Annotated in this window: 14 protein-coding genes and 5 pseudogenes; 5 read left to right on the top strand and 14 right to left on the bottom strand. The window is 57.3% G+C overall.

The window, feature by feature from the left end:
* Nucleotides 1-14: 14 nt before the first annotated feature.
* Complete coding sequence (locus AC1DUB_RS25040) at nt 15-1,043, bottom strand: ABC transporter substrate-binding protein (protein ID WP_477731851.1); 1,029 nt, start codon at nt 1,041-1,043, stop codon at nt 15-17.
* 332 nt (nt 1,044-1,375) lie between these two features.
* Nucleotides 1,376-1,603 (bottom strand): annotated as a pseudogene (locus AC1DUB_RS25035) (nitrilase-related carbon-nitrogen hydrolase); the annotation flags it as partial.
* Nucleotides 1,604-1,833: 230 nt separating this feature from the next.
* Between AC1DUB_RS25035 and AC1DUB_RS25030 the strand changes: the two are divergent.
* Nucleotides 1,834-2,270, top strand: a pseudogene (locus tag AC1DUB_RS25030) (transposase); the annotation flags it as partial.
* Between the two features lie 137 nt (nt 2,271-2,407).
* Here the strand turns inward: AC1DUB_RS25030 and AC1DUB_RS25025 are convergent.
* From AC1DUB_RS25025 to AC1DUB_RS25015, 3 genes and pseudogenes are all read right to left on the bottom strand, one after another.
* Nucleotides 2,408-2,524: pseudogene (locus AC1DUB_RS25025) on the bottom strand (LysR family transcriptional regulator); the annotation flags it as partial.
* Nucleotides 2,525-2,863: 339 nt separating this feature from the next.
* Nucleotides 2,864-3,817 carry a 2-hydroxyacid dehydrogenase gene (locus AC1DUB_RS25020; RefSeq protein WP_477731850.1) on the bottom strand — a complete coding sequence of 318 codons (954 nt, stop codon included), beginning with the start codon at nt 3,815-3,817 and terminating at the stop codon, nt 2,864-2,866.
* Nucleotides 3,818-3,990: 173 nt separating this feature from the next.
* Nucleotides 3,991-5,115 carry a mandelate racemase/muconate lactonizing enzyme family protein gene (locus AC1DUB_RS25015; RefSeq protein WP_477731849.1) on the bottom strand — a complete coding sequence of 375 codons (1,125 nt, stop codon included), beginning with the start codon at nt 5,113-5,115 and terminating at the stop codon, nt 3,991-3,993.
* 108 nt (nt 5,116-5,223) lie between these two features.
* On the opposite strand from AC1DUB_RS25015, the gene AC1DUB_RS25010 reads away from it, so the two are divergent.
* Nucleotides 5,224-6,096 (top strand): LysR family transcriptional regulator, encoded by an 873-nt coding sequence (locus tag AC1DUB_RS25010; RefSeq protein ID WP_477731860.1) that lies wholly within the window; start codon nt 5,224-5,226, stop codon nt 6,094-6,096.
* Nucleotides 6,097-6,629: 533 nt separating this feature from the next.
* On the opposite strand, the gene AC1DUB_RS25005 is transcribed toward AC1DUB_RS25010, so the two are convergent.
* The 6 genes from AC1DUB_RS25005 to AC1DUB_RS24980 all read right to left on the bottom strand — a co-directional run bounded on the left by AC1DUB_RS25005 (nt 6,630) and on the right by AC1DUB_RS24980 (nt 14,500).
* Nucleotides 6,630-7,679, bottom strand: coding sequence for an NAD/NADP octopine/nopaline dehydrogenase family protein (locus AC1DUB_RS25005; RefSeq protein WP_477731848.1), 1,050 nt, complete (start codon nt 7,677-7,679; stop codon nt 6,630-6,632).
* A gap of 257 nt (nt 7,680-7,936) precedes the next feature.
* The gene (locus AC1DUB_RS25000; RefSeq protein WP_477731847.1) at nt 7,937-9,331 is read right to left on the bottom strand and encodes an FAD-dependent oxidoreductase; all 1,395 of its coding nucleotides are present in this window, start codon (nt 9,329-9,331) and stop codon (nt 7,937-7,939) included.
* Complete coding sequence (locus AC1DUB_RS24995; protein ID WP_477731846.1) at nt 9,328-9,624, bottom strand: (2Fe-2S)-binding protein; 297 nt, start codon at nt 9,622-9,624, stop codon at nt 9,328-9,330. Before AC1DUB_RS24995 ends, AC1DUB_RS25000 begins: the two co-directional genes overlap by 4 nt.
* The gene (locus AC1DUB_RS24990; RefSeq protein ID WP_477731845.1) at nt 9,605-10,726 is read right to left on the bottom strand and encodes an NAD(P)/FAD-dependent oxidoreductase; all 1,122 of its coding nucleotides are present in this window, start codon (nt 10,724-10,726) and stop codon (nt 9,605-9,607) included. The genes AC1DUB_RS24995 and AC1DUB_RS24990 overlap by 20 nt, the downstream gene beginning before the upstream one ends.
* Before the next feature lie 1,017 nt (nt 10,727-11,743).
* Nucleotides 11,744-12,715 (bottom strand): LysR substrate-binding domain-containing protein, encoded by a 972-nt coding sequence (locus AC1DUB_RS24985; protein WP_477731844.1) that lies wholly within the window; start codon nt 12,713-12,715, stop codon nt 11,744-11,746.
* Nucleotides 12,716-13,267: 552 nt separating this feature from the next.
* Nucleotides 13,268-14,500 (bottom strand): M24 family metallopeptidase, encoded by a 1,233-nt coding sequence (locus AC1DUB_RS24980; RefSeq protein WP_477731843.1) that lies wholly within the window; start codon nt 14,498-14,500, stop codon nt 13,268-13,270.
* 203 nt (nt 14,501-14,703) lie between these two features.
* Between AC1DUB_RS24980 and AC1DUB_RS24975 the strand changes: the two are divergent.
* Nucleotides 14,704-15,566, top strand: a pseudogene (locus tag AC1DUB_RS24975) (transposase); the annotation flags it as partial.
* Nucleotides 15,567-15,900: 334 nt separating this feature from the next.
* On the opposite strand, the gene AC1DUB_RS24970 reads toward AC1DUB_RS24975, so the two are convergent.
* Nucleotides 15,901-16,800 (bottom strand): LysR substrate-binding domain-containing protein, encoded by a 900-nt coding sequence (locus AC1DUB_RS24970; RefSeq protein WP_477731842.1) that lies wholly within the window; start codon nt 16,798-16,800, stop codon nt 15,901-15,903.
* Nucleotides 16,801-17,335: 535 nt separating this feature from the next.
* On the opposite strand from AC1DUB_RS24970, the gene AC1DUB_RS24965 reads away from it, so the two are divergent.
* Entirely contained in the window at nt 17,336-18,409 is a 1,074-nt protein-coding gene (locus AC1DUB_RS24965) for a C45 family autoproteolytic acyltransferase/hydolase (protein WP_477731841.1), read from the top strand.
* A gap of 154 nt (nt 18,410-18,563) precedes the next feature.
* Here the strand turns inward: AC1DUB_RS24965 and AC1DUB_RS24960 are convergent.
* Both AC1DUB_RS24960 and AC1DUB_RS24955 read right to left on the bottom strand, forming a co-directional pair.
* Nucleotides 18,564-19,115, bottom strand: a pseudogene (locus AC1DUB_RS24960) (hypothetical protein); the annotation flags it as partial.
* 201 nt (nt 19,116-19,316) lie between these two features.
* The gene (locus AC1DUB_RS24955) at nt 19,317-19,544 is read right to left on the bottom strand and encodes a hypothetical protein (RefSeq protein WP_477731840.1); all 228 of its coding nucleotides are present in this window, start codon (nt 19,542-19,544) and stop codon (nt 19,317-19,319) included.
* Nucleotides 19,545-19,729: 185 nt separating this feature from the next.
* On the opposite strand from AC1DUB_RS24955, the gene AC1DUB_RS24950 reads away from it, so the two are divergent.
* Entirely contained in the window at nt 19,730-21,148 is a 1,419-nt protein-coding gene (locus AC1DUB_RS24950) for an MmgE/PrpD family protein (RefSeq protein WP_477731839.1), read from the top strand.
* Nucleotides 21,149-21,526 lie beyond the last annotated feature (378 nt).

The following is a 21,526-nucleotide window of genomic DNA, read 5'->3' as shown; positions in this document are numbered from 1 at the left end:
TGTTTCGGCGGCGCTCAGCGCTCAACCTCGCGGTTCCACCGCTTGGTCCACTCGGGGAGCTGCTTATTGATGGCGATCCAATCCACGGGAACGAGCGCTTTGGTCTGTTCGGGACCGTAGACCACCTTTCGCGCCACGTCGGGCTCGAGCTTAACCTTGGAGTTAACGGGGCCGAACGCAGCGAACTTAGCTAGTTCGGCCTGTGTGGCTGGCGATAGGAGGTCCTCCAGAAATTGGTGCGCGAGCTTGGGCTGCGGCGCGCCGTTGACCACGCACACTGTGTTCAAGCCCAGCCTCGCACCCTCCTTGGGATAGACGAATGCAACCGGCGCGCCCTGATCGATGACCATCTGCACGCGAATGTTGGACCATGCGACCAGCGCAGCCTCACCGCTCTGGAGCTGCTGCGCAATGTTGGCCTGCGAACTTTCCCAAGAGAGCGCATTGGGGGCCACTTTCTTAGCCATGAAGGCGAAACCCGGTTCGATGTTGTTTTCGTTGCCGCCGTTGGCGCGGGCCAGCATCACCAGAGCCTCTATGCCGTAGCCAACCGTCGACCCAACCACCACTTTTCCCTTGAACTTGGGGTCGCCGAGGTCGTTCCAGGATGTCGGGGCCGCCCAGCCATTCTTGGCGAAAACCGCCTTGTTGTAGCCCAGACCAGTGGCGTAGAAGCCGTAGCCCACTGCCGTGCCGCCTGGCATACGGACGCTCGGGTAGATGTCGTTGAGCACCGGTGAGACGGGCAAAGGCGCACACAGGTTCTGCTCCACCGCGCGGGTCATTGGGCCGCTGTCAATCAAGACGATCGAAAGGTCCTGGCGGCCCTTTTGCGCAATCAGCTTGGCCACAGTGTCGCTCGAGCTTCCAGGCACGTAGACCACCTTGGCGCCGGTGCGGGCTTCGAAGCCGGGAATTATCTTTTCCTCGTAGGCCTTTTGGAGCGTACCCCCGGCCCCCCCCACGTAAAGCGTCTCCGCGCCGCGCACTGCAAAGGGCGCGAGCAAGGTAGATAGCGTCAGAACAATAGAAGTGGTGCGCATGGTTGTCTCCGTGTTTAAAAATTGGCTGTTTTTTGTCTTCAGGATAAAGAGCGTTTTAGGGTTGAGGCTATAACGATATCCTCGAAGCTTCTATGCCAAGGATTCTCCGCTTGCCGAGGTATTCATGTCCAATCAGAATTGACTTGGCATTCATACCAAAATGTAATGTCGGCATGGTTGGCGCATGCGCATGGTCATTTCCAGTCTTGATGTGCCTGCACTGTCACGTGAATTAAGGCCGTTTTATTGTTCAATCGCAGGTGGCAGGAATTTGGCCTTGAAAATCGATTAATTGCCGCGGCAGCATTAACAATTGACGAATGGCTGCTGTGTCATGACGTTCCCCCGTGCGTGAGGACAGGTACTTTGGGGCGGCCGTCGACGTCCAGGCGGAAGACGTCGGGCCTTGCATAGTGTCCCGCGACATCAAAGTCGAATTTGCCGCGGACGATCTGCCGCATGTCCAGCTCGGCGGTCAGGATTGTCTCGCCGTTAAAATCGGGGCCGGCCAGCACCTGGCCCAGCGGGTCGACGATGACGCTGCCACCGCGCATCAGCACATGCCCGTGTCGCAACGAGCCGCTGCGAGAACGCCAAGCGTATACGCAAAACGGTACCATCATTGACGCGACCTTCGTTCAACCACAGTGTGTCCAGTTCGTGCAGCACGGCTTCGATGGCGTCGAAAAACCGCATATCAGGCAGTTGCGCGATCGGCTTCAGCACCAAGGCGTTCAATGTCTCAGGCTGAGTAGTACCCCAGAGGTCGGTCGCGAGCAACGCCACATTAGGAATGAAGCTGCACATCGGSGTGGACAGCCAAAGYGGYTTGRCGCACAGSGCCGTGGTCACAGCGGCCAATGTGCATGACAAGCAYCCGCTGCCYGAYTTGCTGCATGGGCAAGARCGGCGYGTGTACGGTGACTCRGCCTATGCCAGCCAGAAAAAGAGTTGATCCAAGGCGCAGCACCCAATGCCAAAGACTTCACGAACCAGCGCACGCGACGMAAYGGCATCGTGGACGAGGCGCTCAAGAGCAAGAACCGCAACAAATCGCGCATCCGCTCGCGGGTGGAGCACGTGTTTGGCGTGGTCAAGCGCCTGTGGGGGCTTGGCAGGGTGCGTTACCGCGGGCTGCAAAAGAATGCGACCCGGGCGTTTACTGCCTTGGCGCTGGCCAACATTTACCTCAGCCGATCAAGGCTGATGGCACAGGTGCGTCCATGAGCATGCAATACGGGCCAAAGGGCCCGCAAAACAGGTCCGAGGGGCCACAAGATGGGGCGTGCGGCGACCTGTTTGGACCCAATCGAACTGTCATCACCCCAAGTGGGCGCTTTGACGGTACTTATTCAGCATAGCCCTAAGTCTCGGATGGTGCGCGACAGTGGCGTCTGGTCGAGATGAATTCGCTCTGCGGCGCGCCGGAAATTGAGCTCCTCGGCAACGGCGATGAAATAGCGTAAATGACGTAGCTCGATCACCAAGGCCTTCTGTTGGAATGTTCCGCATGAGCTGGCCAAGCCTATGAAGGGTACGACTTAACCTTTAGAGAAGCGATTTCGATTCCTCCGGAGATCACTAGCCTATGTCCGAGTAGTCACGTCAGCTGTCGTTGCGTTGATGCAGGTTCAGAGCCTCATGAGAAAACGGACAATTCATGATCACCGAGAGAGTGGGACTCAGGGCAAATGCTTCCTGGATTGGAAATCCCGCTTCAATAGAACCTTGCAGCGATGCAGTTGTCCTATGGGGCAGCACGCCGCCCACATCGACGTTTCTGAGGGCAGAGGATTAAGCTCTTTGCTATCCAGTCGCCATCAAACTATTTGAGCTATTGGCACAGGCGTCAGGGCAGCGCGGCCCGCCAGTACTGCCTGCAAGTTTTCCATTGTCAATTTCAACATTTGTGCGCGTGTTTCATTTGTTGCAGATCCCGCATGAGGTGACAGCAGAACATTGGAAAGATGCAGCAATGGAGAATCTCCGAGTGGCTCGGCTTCGAAAACATCGAGCGCTGCACCGCGAAGGGCACCACGGTCCAGCGCATCTGAAAGAGCGCGTTCATCGACCACGCTGCCTCTTGCCATATTGACAATCCATCCGGGCCCTAACGCTTGCAGGATCGAATCATTGATTAAATGTTTGGTCTCCTCGCCTCCCTTGCAGCACAGCATGAGCACGTCTGCGTGCTCCGCAAGTTCGTAAATAGTCGCATACTTTTTCCATGGGACGTTTTTGGGATATTCGTCCACGTAGGCGAGTTCCACCCCAAAGGGTTCCAGGCGATGAGCAATGCCGGCGCCGATACGCCCCAGTCCCACAATGCCCACTTTTAGCCCTTGAAGGCTTGTGGTTAGAGGATATGCAACCTCACGCCATTCTCCGGTCCTGACATGCTGATCGGCTTGAGGAATTTGTCGAAGCAAACTGAGCAGCAATCCAATGCCCAGCTCGCATACCGCAGCGTCCAGGACTCCGGGAGTGTGGGTAACAACGATCCCTCTCTCTTGAGCGGCAGCGACGGGTATCCCGTCGTAGCCAACACCGGAAGTGGCGATTATCCGCAGGGCGGGCAACTGCTCAATCGGCGTCATTGGTACTTGGCAGCTGCTGCGAGTGATGATCGCTCGAACGGTTGTTCTTAGTGCGTCGTCAGAAAGCGCGGTTTRCAGATCGACGCAGCGAAACTTCCGGTCAATTTGTGCCTGTAAAGCAGGAGGAAAAGTACCAATCTTTACGATGGCTTCCAAGGTATTGATTTTTTGACTCATAGAAACTCTCAGATGGGGCAACGGTTCAACCGCAATTGAAGATGATCAGGTTCGATTTGTTGGCCTCCTTGTGTCGATGCTTGAGCAACTAGGAAGCTGCCGCCTCGTCGGTTTCTGAAGACTTTCTGATCCATGGGAATGTCTCCTTACATTAGGAAGCCGAAAAACGTGGTTTAAGACACCGTGGTCCAACGTCCATACTTGGCGACTTCTTTTTCGTCGAATTCGAATCCCAAGCCCGGAGTTTGGTGCAGTATCACGCGGCCCTCCTTGTGCTCCAGCTGTCTATCCAACAGCCGACGAAAGTTCAGGACTTGATCGTCCCAAAAGAACTCCACGTAGCGAGCGTTTGGCGTGGCAGCAACAAGCGCCGCATGTACGTCATGGAACCAGTGGGGGCACATCTGAACGCCATAGCCGGACGCCATGGCCGCGATGCGCTTCCATTCGGTAATGCCGCCACATACGGCCGCATCCGTTTGCAAAATCGCTGCACCGCCCATGTCAAGAAGCTGCTTGTGATACCAACGGCCGTAGCCAATCTCTGCGGTCGCGACTGGAATGCGCGTAAGCTTGGCAAGCCGGGCGTGGCTCTCGATGTCATCCGGACCGAAGGGCTCCTCTATGAAATACGGGTTGTACTGTTCCATGCGGCGTAGATATTCCATTGCCTGCACCGTGTCGGTCCACCCGTTGTTGCAATCCAGCATCAACTCTACATCTGGGCCGATAGCCTCCCGAGCGGCCTTTACGCGGGACTCCTCTCCTTGGGGTGTCCAGCGGCCAGTCTTCATCTTTACGGCCTTGAACCCAAGTTCGACATAGCTGGCCATTTCTTCGCCGACTTCTTCTGCCGTCTTACCCTCGACGTAATACCCACCGCTCGCGTAGGCAGGCACGGTGTTAAGTTCAACCGCGCCCAAGTACTTATGGAGGGGCAACTTAGCAGACCGTGCGTTGAGATCCCACATGGCGACGTCGAGTGCACTCAGTGCGCGCATAACTGTTCCCATACGCCCCTGTAGCAACGCCTCCTGGTACATCTCCTTCCATAGCCCCTCGACGGCAAGCGTGTCGCGCCCCAATAGCACGGGAGCTAGCAACTGCTCAACTGCCACACGGAAGATCTCGCCGGCGGCGCTACCGACGTAACAAAAACCGATACCTTCCACCCCATCTTCACTGCGAATCTTTACAAGGCCATAGTGACGGTCCACCACAGTACGAGTCGCAAGAAAGGTCACCTTGTCCAGCGGTACTCGGGCTACACAGACTTCGATAGATTGAATGATGGGCAAAGTTCTCTCCTTTGAAATGAGGTTGGTACGTAATGGGGGATTGTGTGTCCGATAAGAACTCGTGAAAAGCGCTCAAATGTGCTTTCTGACAACGTAAAATACGTTGTTATGGATATGCGATTTCTTGAAAGCTTCGTTACAGTGGTTGACGCGGGTTCGATCGCCGATGCAGCGCGCCGACTGGATTTGGCGCCGACTACGATCGCCCAACAACTGCGAGCGCTGGATGCGGACCTTGGCGTGCCATTGCTGACACGCGCCGGACGCACCGTCAAGCCCACAGTGGCAGGGGCACGCATAGTGGATAACGCCCGGGAGCTACTGCGCGGAGTGCGCGACTTGCGATCCGCCGCCTCGAACACCGGCTTGCCTGCAGGCCCGCTACGGCTAGGCGCAACTCCAACGGCGCTCATGGGACTGCTGCCGCCGCTTATGCGGAGCTGGATGATCGCGCACCCAGCTATCCAGATCTACATTGAGCCTGGCACTTCTTCCGTGCTCCTAGAGCGTGTCATGGGTGGCAGTCTCGATGCGGCGATTGTTGTGCATCCCGCATTCGATTTGCCCAAGACGTGCAGTTGGAGCCTGATCCGGGAAGAGTCGATAATTCTGCTCACTCCGAGTCAGCTGCGGGTTACGAATCCGCTGTTGGTCGCCGCGCGGGAACCGTTCATCCAGTACGACCGTAACGTGGTCGCTGGAAAGATGGCACACGACTATCTGCGGCGCCACGGGATCCGGCCGAAGGTGCAGTTTGAATTGGACGGCATTGAGCACATCGCGGGATTGGTCGCTGAAGGTTTCGGAGTGTCTGTGTTACCCGACTGGCCGACAATCGGCAGTCGCGACGCCAGGGTAAGGCGCTGGCCGCTCCCGGGGCCGTGTCCGTCTCGGCAAGTTGGAATGGTTTGGTTGCGCACTTCTGTACGCTCATCTCTTGTTGAAGCGTTCCATTCACACGTCGGGTCAGTAAGCTCGTAGCCTATACGACCGTACGGAGCAGCGTGACAGATATGCCCCTGCAAAATGCACGAGATGGAAAGCGGCCCGCAATCAAGCTCTTCTTCCATGCCCGGCGCTGATCACCACTGTAGCCTTGGGCGGCTCACCATTTGCCATATTTTTTGGTCTACTTCCGGAAGGAGACTAGATCGTGGCGAGGTGACCGGCTTCGAGCAAGTATGGGGCAGTGCCATATGGCGCCGCGCCTAGCCAATGCAGCTAACCTTAATGGAAACGCCCTTCTCAACTTACCGTTGCTCGATCACAAAAATCGCTCGTAGTCGGTTCTCAACCAGAGTAAGAAGATTGCTCAGGCACTAATTACACCAACGGTTCCGATGCGCGGTTCACGCGTGGCTCACGCCATAATCTGACGAAAATACTGTCACTACTTCGATAGCGCGAGAGATGCAGCCTTTAGCGTGAATCAAAGGCAGGCAGGAATGGCTTTCAGGCCAAGGGGGCGTTACGTCAATAAGGCCTGAAACGCCAGAATCCTCGCTTTGCAAAACTCAGCCCAGCGCGACCACCATCTCGCGCGTTAACGTATCCAGTTGCGGCAGGATATCGTTCTCCGACGCGAAATCACGACCGTATAGCGCCGACATCATACGAAGACCACTTTCGTGCAGCGGCACCGTCACACCGGCCAGTTCTGCCAAACGGAGGATGGGCACTAAGCCGAACGGCATATCCTCGGTTACATAGCGAGAGTCCAACGTTTTAGGTCCGTTCACACCGGGACGTCGCGCCCGTGCACGGACCATTTCGGCCAACGTTCCCATGGGTACGTTGTTCGTAAGGTGGTAATGTTCGTGGATGGTGCGTACTGTTAGCCCGAATGCTTGGGCGATGGCCAAGCGTTCGGCGTCAAGCGCCTCCATCAAGCGCGCGACAGCCGGCGTGAGGTGGCGGTTCTGCTCCCATTCCTCGCCCAGTTCCATGCGAGTAAGGTTGCAAAGAGCAAGCGCCAAATGGATCTGCGCGTTGAGGTTGCTCAAGGAGATGGCCAGCAGGCCGCTTTGCTGCACAAAGCGATCGCCAAACAGCGCACGGCAAACCTCAATGCCGCGTGCGGAGGCTGACTCGGGCAGCACAGCCACATCCAGCATGGCTCGAATCGCGCCGACCTTCACTGCATCAAGTGCAGTCTGTTGGCTTGTGGTGACCGTTGTTCCAAGGCATGCAATAGGCGTAGTAACGCTGCGCTTGCGCAGCTGTCCCTCTAGGTACAAGGCTGCCAACGACATATGGCAACTGAACACCACCACCTGTTCACTTCGCAAATGCGGTTTCGCCGCGTCAAGCACGTGGCGGTGGCCGTAGCCAGGCACGGCCACTACGATCGCCTCGGCATTCGCAAGCGCTTCCGCGCAGCTTACTGCCACGCGCGGGTAAAAACTGCCCGCCACGGCACCGCTCGCGACCAAGGGCGCGCCGGCTGCAAGAGCCGCCGTACGTCGGCCCGAAGGAGACCAAAGGGTCACGTCATGCCCATCGCGGCACATTAGGGCCGCGTTTCCAAAGGCTATTGCGCCTGCGCCAAGAATGGCTACTTTCATTGGGTGTTCCTCATATTTGGTTATATAAAATTGAATACAAATCTACGGGATCCGGTATCAAGCGCAGTTGCAAGGCGAAGGTGGGCTGAGTTTTGCCCTGCGCGGCCCAGTGGAGTTAGCGTTCTGTGCATTCAGTCGATAACGACAACGCCATCACTCTTGTCAACGGGCAACCAGATGGCGATGACTAAGCAGACAGAGTGTCAATTCACGCATACCCACCGGTTACTTCCAGCGGGTGGGACCCGAGCTTTCGACTATGGTCTTGGGGTGCTCGGCGAATCGAGAGCGGCAAACTCACCGAGCGTCACTGGCTTCAAGGGCGGACGAACGCGATAAAAGCCGACCTCTGCGGGAGAGCGGTCCTGAGCGGCTGCCAAAAGCCGATTTACGGTATAGCCGCATTGCCGACCTTGGCATGGCCCCATTCCAGCGCGGCTGGCGCCCTTGATCTGATTTGGTCCCGGACGTCCGACATTTGCCAATGCCCGTATCTCTCTCGCAGTAATTTCTTCGCAGCGGCATATGACGGTCTCGTCCGCTGGTGCGAAGATCTGTGAACGCGGTCGGAACAAGGCATCAAGGAAGGGACGGACAGCTAATTCCCGACCTAGCTTCCGGCGAACTGGTTGAGCCTCAGTTGCACTTGCCTTTTCACTTAGACGACCGAGCTTCACGGCAACCCTAAGCGCGGCAAGCTCCCCGCGTAGCAGGGCGGCCTTGGCGCCAGCGATACCTGCCCCATCACCCGCGATGAACAGATTCACCCGCGAACTCTCGCCCCAGTGGTCAACTACAGGTGCGAAGCATTCCTGGGCTGGCGTCCATGCTACGTCGCAATCCAGCGACAATGCCGCATGGATGCTCGGCACGACGCCTTCATGGACAAGTAGGGTTTCGGCATCGATCGTTTTGACCGTGCCGCCATTTGTACGGTAGCGTAGCGCTTCGAGCCTTTCGTTCCCCAAAGCTTCGATCTCGACGACGCCTTTGACGACAGGAACCCTACCGCGGCGAAGTATCCTTAACCAGCCGAGCCCCTTAAACAACTCTCCAGTTGAACGAAGAGCGCCCGGCAGGTAGCGTAGGGCTGACCACAACTGCTCTGGAGGAGTTGTATCGAGATAGCCGGCGATCACTCCACCCGCACGTAGAAGCTGTACTGCATACAGCAATGGCAAGGGGCCACTGCCCGCGATCCATACCGGACCAGCCGGGATCTGACCGGCATTTTTAAGCAGAATCTGCGCCGCACCTACCGTTAGGACTCCGGGCAACGTCCAACCGGGAAATGGCACGGGGCGTTCCTGCGCACCGGTGGCGAGGATCACGGCCTGGGCCTCGACAATTTCCGGCTGCCGATCCTTACTTATGAAAGCCTTGAAGCCCGGTTCTAGCTGCCAGAGCTGGGCGCCGGGCTCGTAGAGAGCGCCACTGGTGCGGAATGCTTCGGCAACGGCGCGGCCTTCGGAATAAGACGGACCCAAGATGTCGTCGCGTTTAGCCGCCATTTCAACGGAGCGCCAGATCTGCCCGCCCGGTGCAGGTTGATCATCAACCACCCGTACCTCGAGCCCATGACGTCGCGCGGTAATAGCGGCCGCCATTCCCGCAGGTCCAGCGCCAATGATGAGTAAGTCTACGCGGCTCATGCTTCGATCTTCCTCTTGCCGATTTGGCGCACGATACGCATACCTTCGCGGACAGGCGTCAGGCAAGTTTGTACCGAGGCGACACCATCCACCTCGGCCAAGCAATCGAAACAAACGCCCATCATGCAGTAAGGCGCCCGCTTAGTTTGCGTGATGGGCGTCTTGCGCGACCAAGGCTCGGCCTGACGTAGAAGCACCGCGGCGGCACTTTCGCCGATTTCGGCAGCCACGGTCACGCCGTCAATATCTATCGTGATTACGCCGGTATCCGGCTTATGCAGTTTTCGAAACATCAAAGCGCCTATGGTGAAAAGCATCGAAAGAAGGTGGCAATTTGCCCGCAGCAATGGCTTCGGCGAGCGAAACTGCGTGGGCAGCGACTAGGGTGATGCCGGAGTGGCACACCGCCACAAAAGCGCCGGGATGCGTCAATGACTCTGCATAAACGGGGCATCCGTCGGGCGTCAAGATGCGGAGCCCCGCCCATTGGCGGACCACCTTGGCTTCGCTCAGCGCCGGGATACGAAGGATTGCTCGGGCACTCAACCAGGCCGCAGCTTCGTTAGTGATCGAGGTGTCGAAGCCACATTCATCCTGCGTGCCCATGATCTGGACGGTACCTTCCCGCGTCTGACGCAGACCAAGCGCTGGCAACGGGAGGAACGGTTCCATTCTTTCCGTAATCAACCCTTGGCCCCGCTGCGGTCGGATCGGTATATCGAGGCCGACTTGAGCAGCCAAAGTTTTAGAGCCCAAGCCGGCGGCAATCACCACCTTCTCTGCAGAAACCCGCTCCGATCCCAAACTGATCGTGAATCCGCTTGAACCGTCCTTCTGAATAGATTCCACGACAACACCCCCCCGCAGCTGACCTCCTCGCTGCAAGATTCCCGCGTGAAGTGCAGCAAGCAAATTCAGCGGATTGGTGTGCCCGTCGCGGTAACCTAGGCTTGCCCCCGCTACGGTTGGCCCCACGCGTACCTTTGGCAAGAGCTTCGCGAGAGCTTCAGGATCAAGCATCTCCCAATCAGATTCTGTAGCGCCGCGTTCGGTATCCAGCTTCTTCAAAACGGTGCGCTGTTTTTCAAATTCAGCTTCGTTTTGACAAAAAACCAGCCCCCCCTTTTGCTCATACTGAAGATCAACCGCGGTTCTGTTTGTAAGTTCGGCGGCGAACTCTGGCCACAATTCAACCGAACTGCGCGTTAGGCGCTGATAGGCAGGCATGCCGAGGCCTTTTCCTTGCTGCCAGATCAGCCCGCCGTTGGCGCTGGCGGCTCTAAAGTCGCGGTCGCCACCATCGAGGACCAAAACACGAAGGTTACGACCAGCGAGTCCATATGCGATGGCCGCTCCGACCGGACCACCTCCAATGACAATTACATCGATATTCATCGGATGCTTTCAGAAAGGCGAGTTGTATTCACATTGGCAACCTGTGGCAGTTGCGCTGGCTTAACAAGCTGGCCTTTGGCCGTCAGGCAATGGACGGACTGTGTGCTGAATGTATTCTTGCGACGGCGGGAAAATGAGTATGTCAGCGCTGCCGTGAATGTGCCGGCTACTTTGCTGCAGATGCTACTCATTGCATTCGCCCCACTCGCATGTCCGCAGGCTGCAAGAGCGATGCGCAATACCGTGGACCTATCATTAATTTGCCTCCAATTGCTTTCTATACGTAGATGCTATTGAGCGCCACACGTAGTGTCAAAGTCCATTTGTGACTTCTCTCATAACCGAACCTTATGCCAGCTCACACGGGCGAGAGCAACCTGCGCGCTCGCCGAATCAGAGACGGACCATGTAGCGCACCAAGTTCTACGGCCGTCTCAGTGCGCCCATTCACAGAATGTTGGGCGACGTCGCAACGACCGCCGCGCGCGCCCACGGCGGGTTCGATTCGCGATGCGTAAAGGGTCGGCATTGACCATGCCGCCGGCAACGTCCATCTCCCCCTACCAGGTCGGCGACAAACCGCTTCAGCACCGGCTCGAACTGATCCGTGCCAATGGCATTAAGGAGAGATGTCCAGTTGACACCTGCAGAGTGCTCCGCCCCTAACGAGGGCGTAGATAACTGGTCGCGCGACATGAGGTTTCGCTCACTAGTTTTGGGTTCACTCCTGCCTATAGCCAGACGTCTGACCTTAAGCGCAAAGGCCCAGACTCGTCCCCGATGTTTCAGATGTCAACCGACATGGGGCATGCTGCATTTAGTTACGGAGCGTACTAGTGGCCTGTAACGGAGAAAAGAGAGTGAACTTTTCCCGTGTAGAGTGCTTCCGATTCAATCGTTACAGTCCACTAGTGGTATTACCCATCGTCCAATTGCATTACTCGGGGTGAATATGCGCGAACCTTATGTGTCATGAGGCCATGAAGTGCAGCGCTGTAGGTCCCACACGGCAAGATCCTATGCCCGCGGCTTGCCGCGGTTAGTGCTCGGCGCCGATGGTACGCTCAATGTGCCAGTAGTTCCCAAGGACATCCCAGCTTTCATGCGGCCGACCTCCTCCTGAAGCCACTTGATCGTCTCCGTCACCATGGAAAACGGAGGTCTGTTGGCAGGCAGCAAGTAAGCGAACTCGCTCTGGATCGTTGGTCTGAGCGGACGCACCACAACGCCCGTCTCCTTTGCATCCTCTGCCGCAAACGAGTCGACAATCGCCAACCCCATTCCTGCGCGGACCATCGCGCATACAACAGCGGCCTGAGGACTTTGCGCGACGACTCGCGGTACGACTTGATGCTCTGCAAGCATTGCATCGATCCGAAGGTGCATGACGCCCGGCGACATGGAAATGTATGCTTCACCTGCGATGTCCTTTGGCTCAAGGAATGGACGGACGGCAAGCGGGTGACCGCTAGGCAATGCCACAACCATCGGCACTGCTCCGAGTTGCACGACGGAGACCAACGGGTGCTCAGGAACCGTTACAACAATGCCAATATCGCACTTGTCATTGGCTACATAGTCGACGACAGCCGTTGACGCCAGGCTGAAGATTGAAGGCTGGCAGCCCGGAACTCGCGAGTGAAGCTGCGCCGCAAACCGCGGCAAGAATCCATTCGCAATGCTCGGGAATCCGGCGATACGAATCGACTGGTTCGGCTCTTGACGCAGTTCGAGGGCGAGCTGCATGATCCTGTCGAGACCCGTAAACAGTCGCTCCACCTCGGAAAACATGATGCTGGCTTCGCGCGTCGGCACGATGCCGGACCCAGCCCTCTCGAACAGCCTGAGCCCTAGCGAAGATTCGAATTCTTTGATAAGCCGGCTAACTGCGGGCTGGGTGAGATGCAGCATCGACGCTGCTCGCGTGATACCGCCCGTGAGCATTACCGCTCGAAAGGCAGCCACCTGCTTTGGACTAATTGTCGGCATCCTGCATCCTTCCGCCTTTGACACCGCTACGAGCCGTGCGACTTCAATTAGAACATCGTGTGACGTCACATCAATGGGTTAAGCCCAGATGATTCCCGCATCCTTTGTCTGGATCAAGGAACCTTCGAGTCAGACTGTACGCGAGCCAATCCTCGCGACCAACGCTGTTGACGGATCAAGTCGTCGCCGCCGAAGGATCGGCGCAGCTATGCTTTGACAGGTCCAAGCGGTCGACACTAAATACTTTTCACACTCCCGTTGACGTGGAGTCGAGTGTTTCAATAGAAGCCTCGCAGTGCTTGTGACAGCGCAACCGAAAAGTGTCAGTCCAGCCTCAGAAGACGCAACAGATCGCCCGCTACCACGCACAGGAAGCCAAGGACAGGAATTCGGTCACCTGCGGGCTGGCCCCCATCCAATTGGTTGCTGGAACAAGCGCCTCTCACTGAAGGCCATTCGACCCGCGAGGCTCGCACTACGGTGAGGTCGGGCCAGCGACCTGACCCCACAAATGCTGTAGTGCGAACCTTTCTGAAGAAGAGCGTCACGTCGTCAGTTGATAATCGGCAGCGTTTCCGGACAAAGCGGCGTTACGAACTCCATGCCATCTTCCAAAACGTGGATGACCTCTTCGAACTGGAAGACGGCGCCATTCCGCTCAAGTTTCGGCTCAATGTGAAGGATCATGCCAGGACGGATTACCGTATGGTCGTTAGGGGCGAGGTTCGGCAGTTCAACGATTCCCATCCCACCAGAGTGGCCGAATCGCGTCAACTTTGTTCCAGGGGCGTGGGCCGCAAAATTGTTCCCAGCCATATACGGCTCCCACTTCTTCTCGGCGTGTTCGTAGAACTCCGAACACGTCATTCCCGGGCGCACGGATCGACAGAGCTCGACAGTTAGCTCGCGGACTTCGGTGTAGGCCTGCAGTTCCCAAGCCTCCGGCTCGCCAGCGCGAGCGATTCTGTTGCGATCAGCCCCGTAGCCACCGTAAGTCGCTCTGAAGTCAGACCACACGTAGTGACCCTGCTCCAGTCGGCGACTAGACGGAGGGCGACCGTACATGAAATCGCCCTTGCTAAAGATCACGGGAAACGGATCGCCCCTGTCGGCGCCATTCAGGAACGTCTGCGCTTGCATCGCACGCCACAACTCGATCTCTGAGATCCCGATATACGCCTGCGCGATCATTTGGTCGAACGCTTCATTGCAAATCGCAAAGGCCGTACGCTTCAACTCGACCTCGAACGGCGTCTTGATTGCCCTGACGCGCCATAGCGCCGGAGTAGCACTCTTGAGCGCAACTCCCCCGGACACTTCGCGCAAGGCGTCGATCAATGCGAGGGAACCTCGTCCGTTCATTTCGGTTCCGTAGTCGATGCCGATCCTTGGGGCTCGTCCCTTGAATTTTCCCTTGATGGCCTCGACCACCGCCGCGCCGCCGTCCTCGATGTAGCCATCGTAATAGACCGACGAGAATCCGCGCGACTTCCCCTCCACATGCGGCTTCTCGTACTTGGCATTAAACAGGATCAAGTCCACCGCCGTCACCACCAAGAAGGACGGCCTGGAATTGAAGTGCCAGCTATTTGTATGGAAGTCAGTGAAGTACCGGACATTCTCGTAATCCGTCAGAACGAGAGCATCGAGCTGATCGGACCCCATTTCCTCGCGGATTCTCTTCAGGCGACCTGCGAGCTCCTCCAGTGAAACACTAGGCGCGGGAGGCCGCGCTCCAGCAAACAGTTCAGGTGTGATTTTGAGGGGGGTGGATTTGTTCTGCACTAGTCGCTCCTAAATAAGGTTCTCGAATCTATGTTTCGCATCGGCAGAAAATTTCGCGCCGAGCGGACCTAACAAGGAAGTAGCTTATCGGTGCCCCTCCGGAACGTCCAATCACATTTCCGAAGCACCACATACGTCTACCTTATGTATCCAGGCTATCCCTGTGGACGTGTGGCTTGTCCACTGAAGCAGGCAGAGTGAGGGTCGATGAGATCTGCCGCAAGAGGGGCATCAGCGATGCCACGTTCCACATGTGGCGCCAGAAATACGGGGGCGTGGGGCCTTCGGAGCTGCGCCGGCTACGCCAGCTCGAAGAAGAGAACGCCAAGCTCAAGCGCCTGGTCGCCGCTCTGAGTCTGGACAAGGTCATGCTGCAGGACGCATTGTCAAAAGCTCTGAAGCCATCGCGCAAGCGTGAACTGGCCAACGACCTGATGCAGCGGTACGGGCCCAGCATGCGCAAGGCATGCGCCGCCATCCAGCTCAGTCGCGTCGTGCACCTGTACCGTTCTGTGGCATGCGACAACACTGCACGGGTCATGCGGATGAACGAAATCACTCGTACACGCGTGCACTACGGCTACAGGCGTGTGCACGTGAGCTCAAGCGCGAAGGCTTTACAGACAATCACAAGCGGGTATATCGCTTGTACAGCGAACAGGGCCTATCCCTGCGTCACAAGCGCGCCAAGCGAAACAAGGCTGCGCAACTGCGTCAGCCCAAGACATTGGCGCAGCAGATCAACCAGATCTGTAGCATGGACTTCGTGGCCGACAACCTGTCGGCCCACAAGACAAAGCATGTTGACGAGTTTCTGGCTACTCACAGCAACGTTCATATGCACTTCACCCCGACCTATTCGTCCTGGCTCAACCGGGTGGAGTTGTGGTTTGCCAAGATCGAGCGCGATGTCATCTCCCGCGGCGTGATCACGTCCTTGCCTGATCTGAAGCGCAAACTCATGCGATACATCCGCCATTACAACCAGCAGCCCAAACCCGTGAAGTGGAAATACTGCGATTTGTCACGGCGCATCACTCCCGATTCAATCGTTACAGTCCACTAGCGTCACTTGGAATCGCCTTGGCGGGCGCGACCGTGATGACGACGCTTGCATGGCTTGGCGTGCTCACGACGGGTCTCTTGCTGACACTCCGTTTGTCGCCAGTTGTGCTATGGCGCTGATGGGGCCAGGAATCCGCGATGAGCGAGCGGGTCGCCGCCGAGGCGTTGCCTGCCGTAGTCGCCTAAATGGCATTAGCTACCATATTGCGGGCAGCGCGCGGCCTGCTATTAGCGGCCTCTTTGTGGCGACGGCGGATACAGTGGCGGCGTTCGTGCCTTCCGCCTGAAAACGTTATGTCTGCCGCGTCCGTTCCGGACGCCATAAATTAAAATAATTAGACGGCCCTCATACGCGCAAACTCCTCCTGTAGCGCCTTTATCGTTTCTGTGACCATCGCAAACGGGTCCCGCTTAGCCGGGAGCACGTACGCGAACTCATACGGAAGAGACGGTCTGAGGGGCTTTACCACTACACCGCTTGCCATCGCGTCCTCGGCGGAGAATGGATCCACAATCGACAGCCCCAGCCCGGCGCTGACCATCGCACATGCAACGGTGCATTGCGGAGTCTGCGCCACGATTCTTGGAACCACCTGATGTGCTGCGAACATCGCGTCGACTCGAAGGTGCATGATTGTCGGCGAGACGGAGACAAAGGCTTCGTCCGCGAAGTCCTTGGGTTCGAGAACGGCGCGGGAGGTGAGCGGATGACCACTGGGCAACACCACGACGCAGGGTATCGTCTCAAGCTGCACTACAGAGACCAATGGATGTTCAGGGACAATGGTAACTATCCCGAGGTCGCATTTCTCATTGACCACGTAGTCGATGACGCTCGACGAGGCCAAGCTAAAGATCGTCGGCCTGCAGTCCGGAGCGGTCGTTCGAAGCTTAGCCACGAACCGAGGTAGAAATCCATTCGCAATGGCCGGGAACGCGGCAATACGAATCGACTGAGCCGGCTCCTGTCGAAGTTCGATTGCGAGTTGCATGATTCGGTCAAGGCCCGTAAACAGTCGCTCCACCTCGGCGAACATAATGCTGGCCTCGCGCGTGGGCACGATGCCGGATCCTGACCGTTCGAACAGCCTAAGACCCAGCGTGTACTCAAATTCCTTGATCAAACGACTAACGGCGGGTTGCGTGAGATGCAGCATTGACGCTGCGCGTGTTATGCCACCGGTAAGCATCACCGCTCGAAAGGCGGCCACTTGCCTTGGACTGAGTGTCCGCATACTGAATCCTTTCTCTTCGGGCAGCGCCCCCAATACCGTCCAATCTCGAAAATGGAGGTCTGAGCTTCGTCGGCCCGGCCACTTCGTGTGGTTCCGCTGCCGTCCAGGTGGGCTTACGCCTATCCTCCAAACATTCGCTTCACTCCATTAGACCACCCTCGAGTGCGACTGCGCCTTTTTTTGCACGAGAATCCGACCGCTGAATCGCACGATCGCCGAATGGGGCATGACACCAGGGTCGCGGTTCAGGATTTCATTTCTGAAGACATCAGATTTTGGCATGCGATCCCAAGCATTTCTGATTTGACGGGCTAACCTGGCGGATCGAGAATCCTTAGCGCAAGAACGATTTGTTCGTTGCCAACAGATTGCGAATTCCAATAGTGCCTTCTACTTTCGATACCAACCGGGCCTCCGACTCAATGCTATTCCCGGATGCCTCCGGCACAGCGGCAATATGCCAAGTCTTCTCTGACCGAAGCCGTATTGCACGGCACATTGATGTCGAAGTCGATCAAGCCCATGCGGAATCCTGTTGCAGCGCAATTACCACACAGAAGATCGGAAAATGAACATGGAAATGCCAATAGTCGTCCTGGTAGGCACCGCTTATGAGCGGGGCGTCGCTCATGGGTCTCGCTTTCGGAGCGAGATCACGAATATTCTTGATCGTGATCTAAGTCTCTTACCTGAACACGAACTTTCGGAGGCGCGTATGCGCGCGGTTGCAGCATTTGAGGCGATTCGTACACATGCACCTCAAGTTGCTGAAGAGCTTGTGGGTATCGCCGAGGGAGCTGGCCGTACTGTGCCTGAACTTGTGTTGCGTAGTGGTTTCGAACTGCTCAAGCCATTCAGTGATACTGGATGCAGCGCGCTAGCTATCAAGACCGAGTCCGGAGCCATCGCCGCCCAAAACTGGGATGGCCTGCCTTCGAAGCACGCAGATCTCGCCCTGTTCCTACATTTTTCACAGAGCGGCTTCCTGTTCGCTGTTGTCACATCTTTTGGGGGCCTTTGTAACGTCGGAATGAACAATCGGGGGCTGGCTCTGGTCAACAATGATCTTCTTCTGAAGACATCGCGCGTCGGGATTCCGAGCCAGGTCGTCCGCCGTCTAGTTCTGGAAGCGTCTGACGTTGGATCTGCAGCTCGCAAGATAGCGTCGCTATCGCACATCGGTGGCCGCTCCTATCTGCTTGCTGATCGAAGTGGAGAGATCGCAGCGGTAGAAGTGTCTGCCAAAAGCGGTGCTAATTTTCTTCCACCCTCGGAAGCCCTCGTGCACACGAACAACGCTCTAGTGCCAGTGACGCGAGACGAAGAAGATCGGGAAGCTCTCGCCGGCATGTACCCCTCGTCGGCTGCGCGCCTTTCGGCGCTACGGGCTGCAACTTCACGTGAGGAAAGAACAGTCGACGGTGTGATGCGTATTCTGCGAGATGAATCAGGAGCTCCGGATTCGGTGTGTAAGACCGCATCTTCAAGCGAGCCCACCGAAACAGCGTTCTCGGTTGTCATGGACTGCGCGCGCGGAGAGCTCCATCTCTCGGCGGGTAAGCCATCAGTCAACAGCTATCGAAGGATCGCCCTTCCTATCTCGATTTGATTTTTCGGCTATCGGCTGCGCTTCCACAAGCTGTGATTTAGTTCGCCTGTGGGCTGGCGTTGGGGGCGCAACAGCCTGCAAGGCCCGCGGCGTCTACCTAACGCAACGCGGGAGCAAGCTACGAACTAGACATCATGTATTGACCAGCCGTACCTCAAGCGACGCGGATTATGCTTGGGGTTTTCAACCTAAGGCCCTGAGCAAAATCGCGCCCGCACTTCGGAGCAGATTCGGATCGTGCACTGGCAGTTGTCTTGCCTCGGTTCTCGATGGCGTGCTTCTGTTCGACCGAGTAGCGCGCGGTGTCCCCCGGGCGAACCGACATTTCGCCGCCCGAAGCCCGCACCGTCATTGCATCCGCGACGCGCATCACCGGATACGCGCGCGCGGCACGAGTCAGCAGCAGGAGCGCCACCGCAGGAAACAGCGCGAGGGCAAGGAATGCGAACTGATGCCCAGCGTGTTCGATGAGAAAACCCGACACCATTGGTCCCGTGAGCCCCGATAGCGAGAAGCACACTGCCATCGCGGGAAAAGCATCCGTCAGGCGCCGCGCCTCCGTCACCTTGCCGATGCCGTTGTTCAGCGCGACATACGCGAGCATGTAGCCGGTACCGGTGAGCACACCCGCGATGTAGAGCGTGGTGATCGATGGGAGCGCACCGACCACCAGGCCGCCCAGAAGGAGCATCACCGCGGCGGCGAATGCTTGCTTCGGGCCATTCGAGCGAGTCCCAGATACGTGGGCGGAGCGTCCACAACTTTACGCGCAAGGGTAAGGGGCAGGAGGGAGCATCGCTAGCGGCATCATTGCGACGGCAATACGCATGCGTGCCGCGTTCGAAGTGATGGATACCGTCCGCATTGTGGCCAAGAGCCACGGCTTGACCACCCCATACAGCATAGTCTACGAAGGCGCCTGCGTCGCCGGCTCGTCTCCTTGTTGCTCGCGCTCGTGGTCTACCGTCGGCGCGCACATCTCTGTGCCGTGCATCGACTTCGGACTGCTCCAGCAGTTTTCGAGGGCCAGCAAGGCGGCATCCTGGCCCGCAACTAGGCGCGTCCCAACGGCTTCCGGCTGGAGGTTGGTAGCTGGCCCAAAGTCCCCGTGCGCACGCCGGACACGGAGTGACATGCGAACTACCACTTACATCGTCGAAAGACCCGACATCAGGTTTTGGCATGCCTACCCAACCATTTATGACTGGACTTGATTGCATCAACAAACGAGAATTCTCCTCGTAACCAGCTCGGCCGACACCGCAGCTCGGATGCGACAACCTGCAATCGCACATAAACCTAAAACTGAGAATTTCAGCAATGAAGCGAACCGCCACAGAGCTCATAGCGCAATACGCCGCAGATGCGCGCCATCCACCACATGTGGTCATCAGGCAAGCGAAACTCCACATCGCCGACACCTTAGCCTGCATCTACGCCGGTACCGGGACAGATCCTGTAAAGATTCTGGCGGAGGCGAATGATTGGACCGGCACGCCTTGTGATGTTCCTGTGCCTGGCTGGGGATATGCAAAGACTTTGGATGGGGCTGCCCAGTTGCTCGGGACGGCCGCTCATGCGTACGACTTCGACGATACGAGCCTTTCGATGCCGGGTCATCCCAGCGCACCCATTGTCGCTGCGTTACTGGCCACGGTTTTCGACCTGTCCAGAAATCCTGCCAGGGCGCCAAGCGGTCTTCAGTTCATTCACGCTTATGTGAAGGGCATGGAGGTTGCGTGCAAAGTCGGCGAGCGATTAGATGAAGATCATAAGGATCAGGGATGGCATACGATATCGACGGTTGGCCTTCTGGGTGCTGCGGTAGCGTGTGCAGCTCTCCGCGGCCTTGATGCCAGCGAAAGCGAGCGTGCGCTAGCGATTGCGGGTTCGCATGCCTGCGGCGTGCTTAACAATAGCGGTACGATGGTGAAGCCTTTGCACTGCGGGCTCGCAGCAAGAGCCGGCTATATGGCGGCTACCTTGGCCGAAAAGGGGTTCACGGCGGGCGACGATATTCTCGAGGGAGGGGACGGCTTTATCCGCGGCTTTGTCCACGCCTTTACAGGCGGCCGACGCGCAGAGGTCGACTTGCCACTGATAGATATGTCGAGATCTAGCCTGCCGCCACTAGACGATGAGAATTTCGAACTCATCAATCCTGGTATCGAGGTAAAGCGTTATCCATGCTGTCAGGTCGCGCATGTCTGCATCGACGCGATGAAGAAAGCTCGAGCACGACGAGGTTTCGACGTCGGCAATGTAGAGAAAATCCTATGCTATGTATCCAGTGCGCTTCGGATGACTGATCTGCAGTGCCAGGACCCGAAGGACCCTACCGAGGCGAGGTTCAGTATGAACTTCACGGTGACCGCCGCCATGCTTTATGGCGAGGTGACGCTGGATCATTTCAACTTGGAGCTCCTCACTTCCAATGAATTCCAGCAATTTATGCCTCTCGTCGAAATGCGTCTACAGGATAAAAAAGGGGGAGATGCAGTCGATATCGAAGTCATACTTAAAGACGGGAGCCGCATCTTGGAGCGTGGAACGTACGTACCAATAAGTTGGGATGATGTCGTGAGCAAGTTCGGCAATTGTATGAAATATGCAGCTCAGACAAGAGATCCTAAGCCCATCCTTGCGATGCTACAGCAACTGGATGTTCAACAGGATATGAGCGGCGTTTTCCTCGGTAAGCCAAGCTTTACCCCAACTTCAGACGGCGTGCGTGCGTAGTCCGTCTCCTGATTGGTCCCGCTGCATTCTGCGCTAGTTGAGTGGCGGCGGTCGGCGCTGACCGCCGAGATGGCGCAGGCGGCGGAGTTGCGCGTAGTGTTGAACGATCGCGCAAAATGAAGGCTGATTGCACGTCGGGGCTTCTGCCCCGTTTTTAGCTTCGACGGCCTCACGTCGAAGGTGTTCGTCAACTTGCCCGGCAAGAAGTTGCCTGAGCGTTGAGCGACAAGTCAATTGGCCTGGCAGCGGTGTGGCCGCAACTCTGTGATGCGGTCGGCCGGCTGCATGGGGAGGCGTTGCGCCAGGCACCCCGCTTCGCTGACGCCGGCAGTGAACCGAGTCGCAACCACTTGACCGCTGCTCCACCCTTGGCCGAGC

Source organism: Polaromonas sp. P4_F9, from assembly GCF_056401235.1.
The sequence above is the reverse complement of the archived record's forward strand: the minus strand, read 5'-3'. Positions and strand labels throughout refer to the sequence as shown.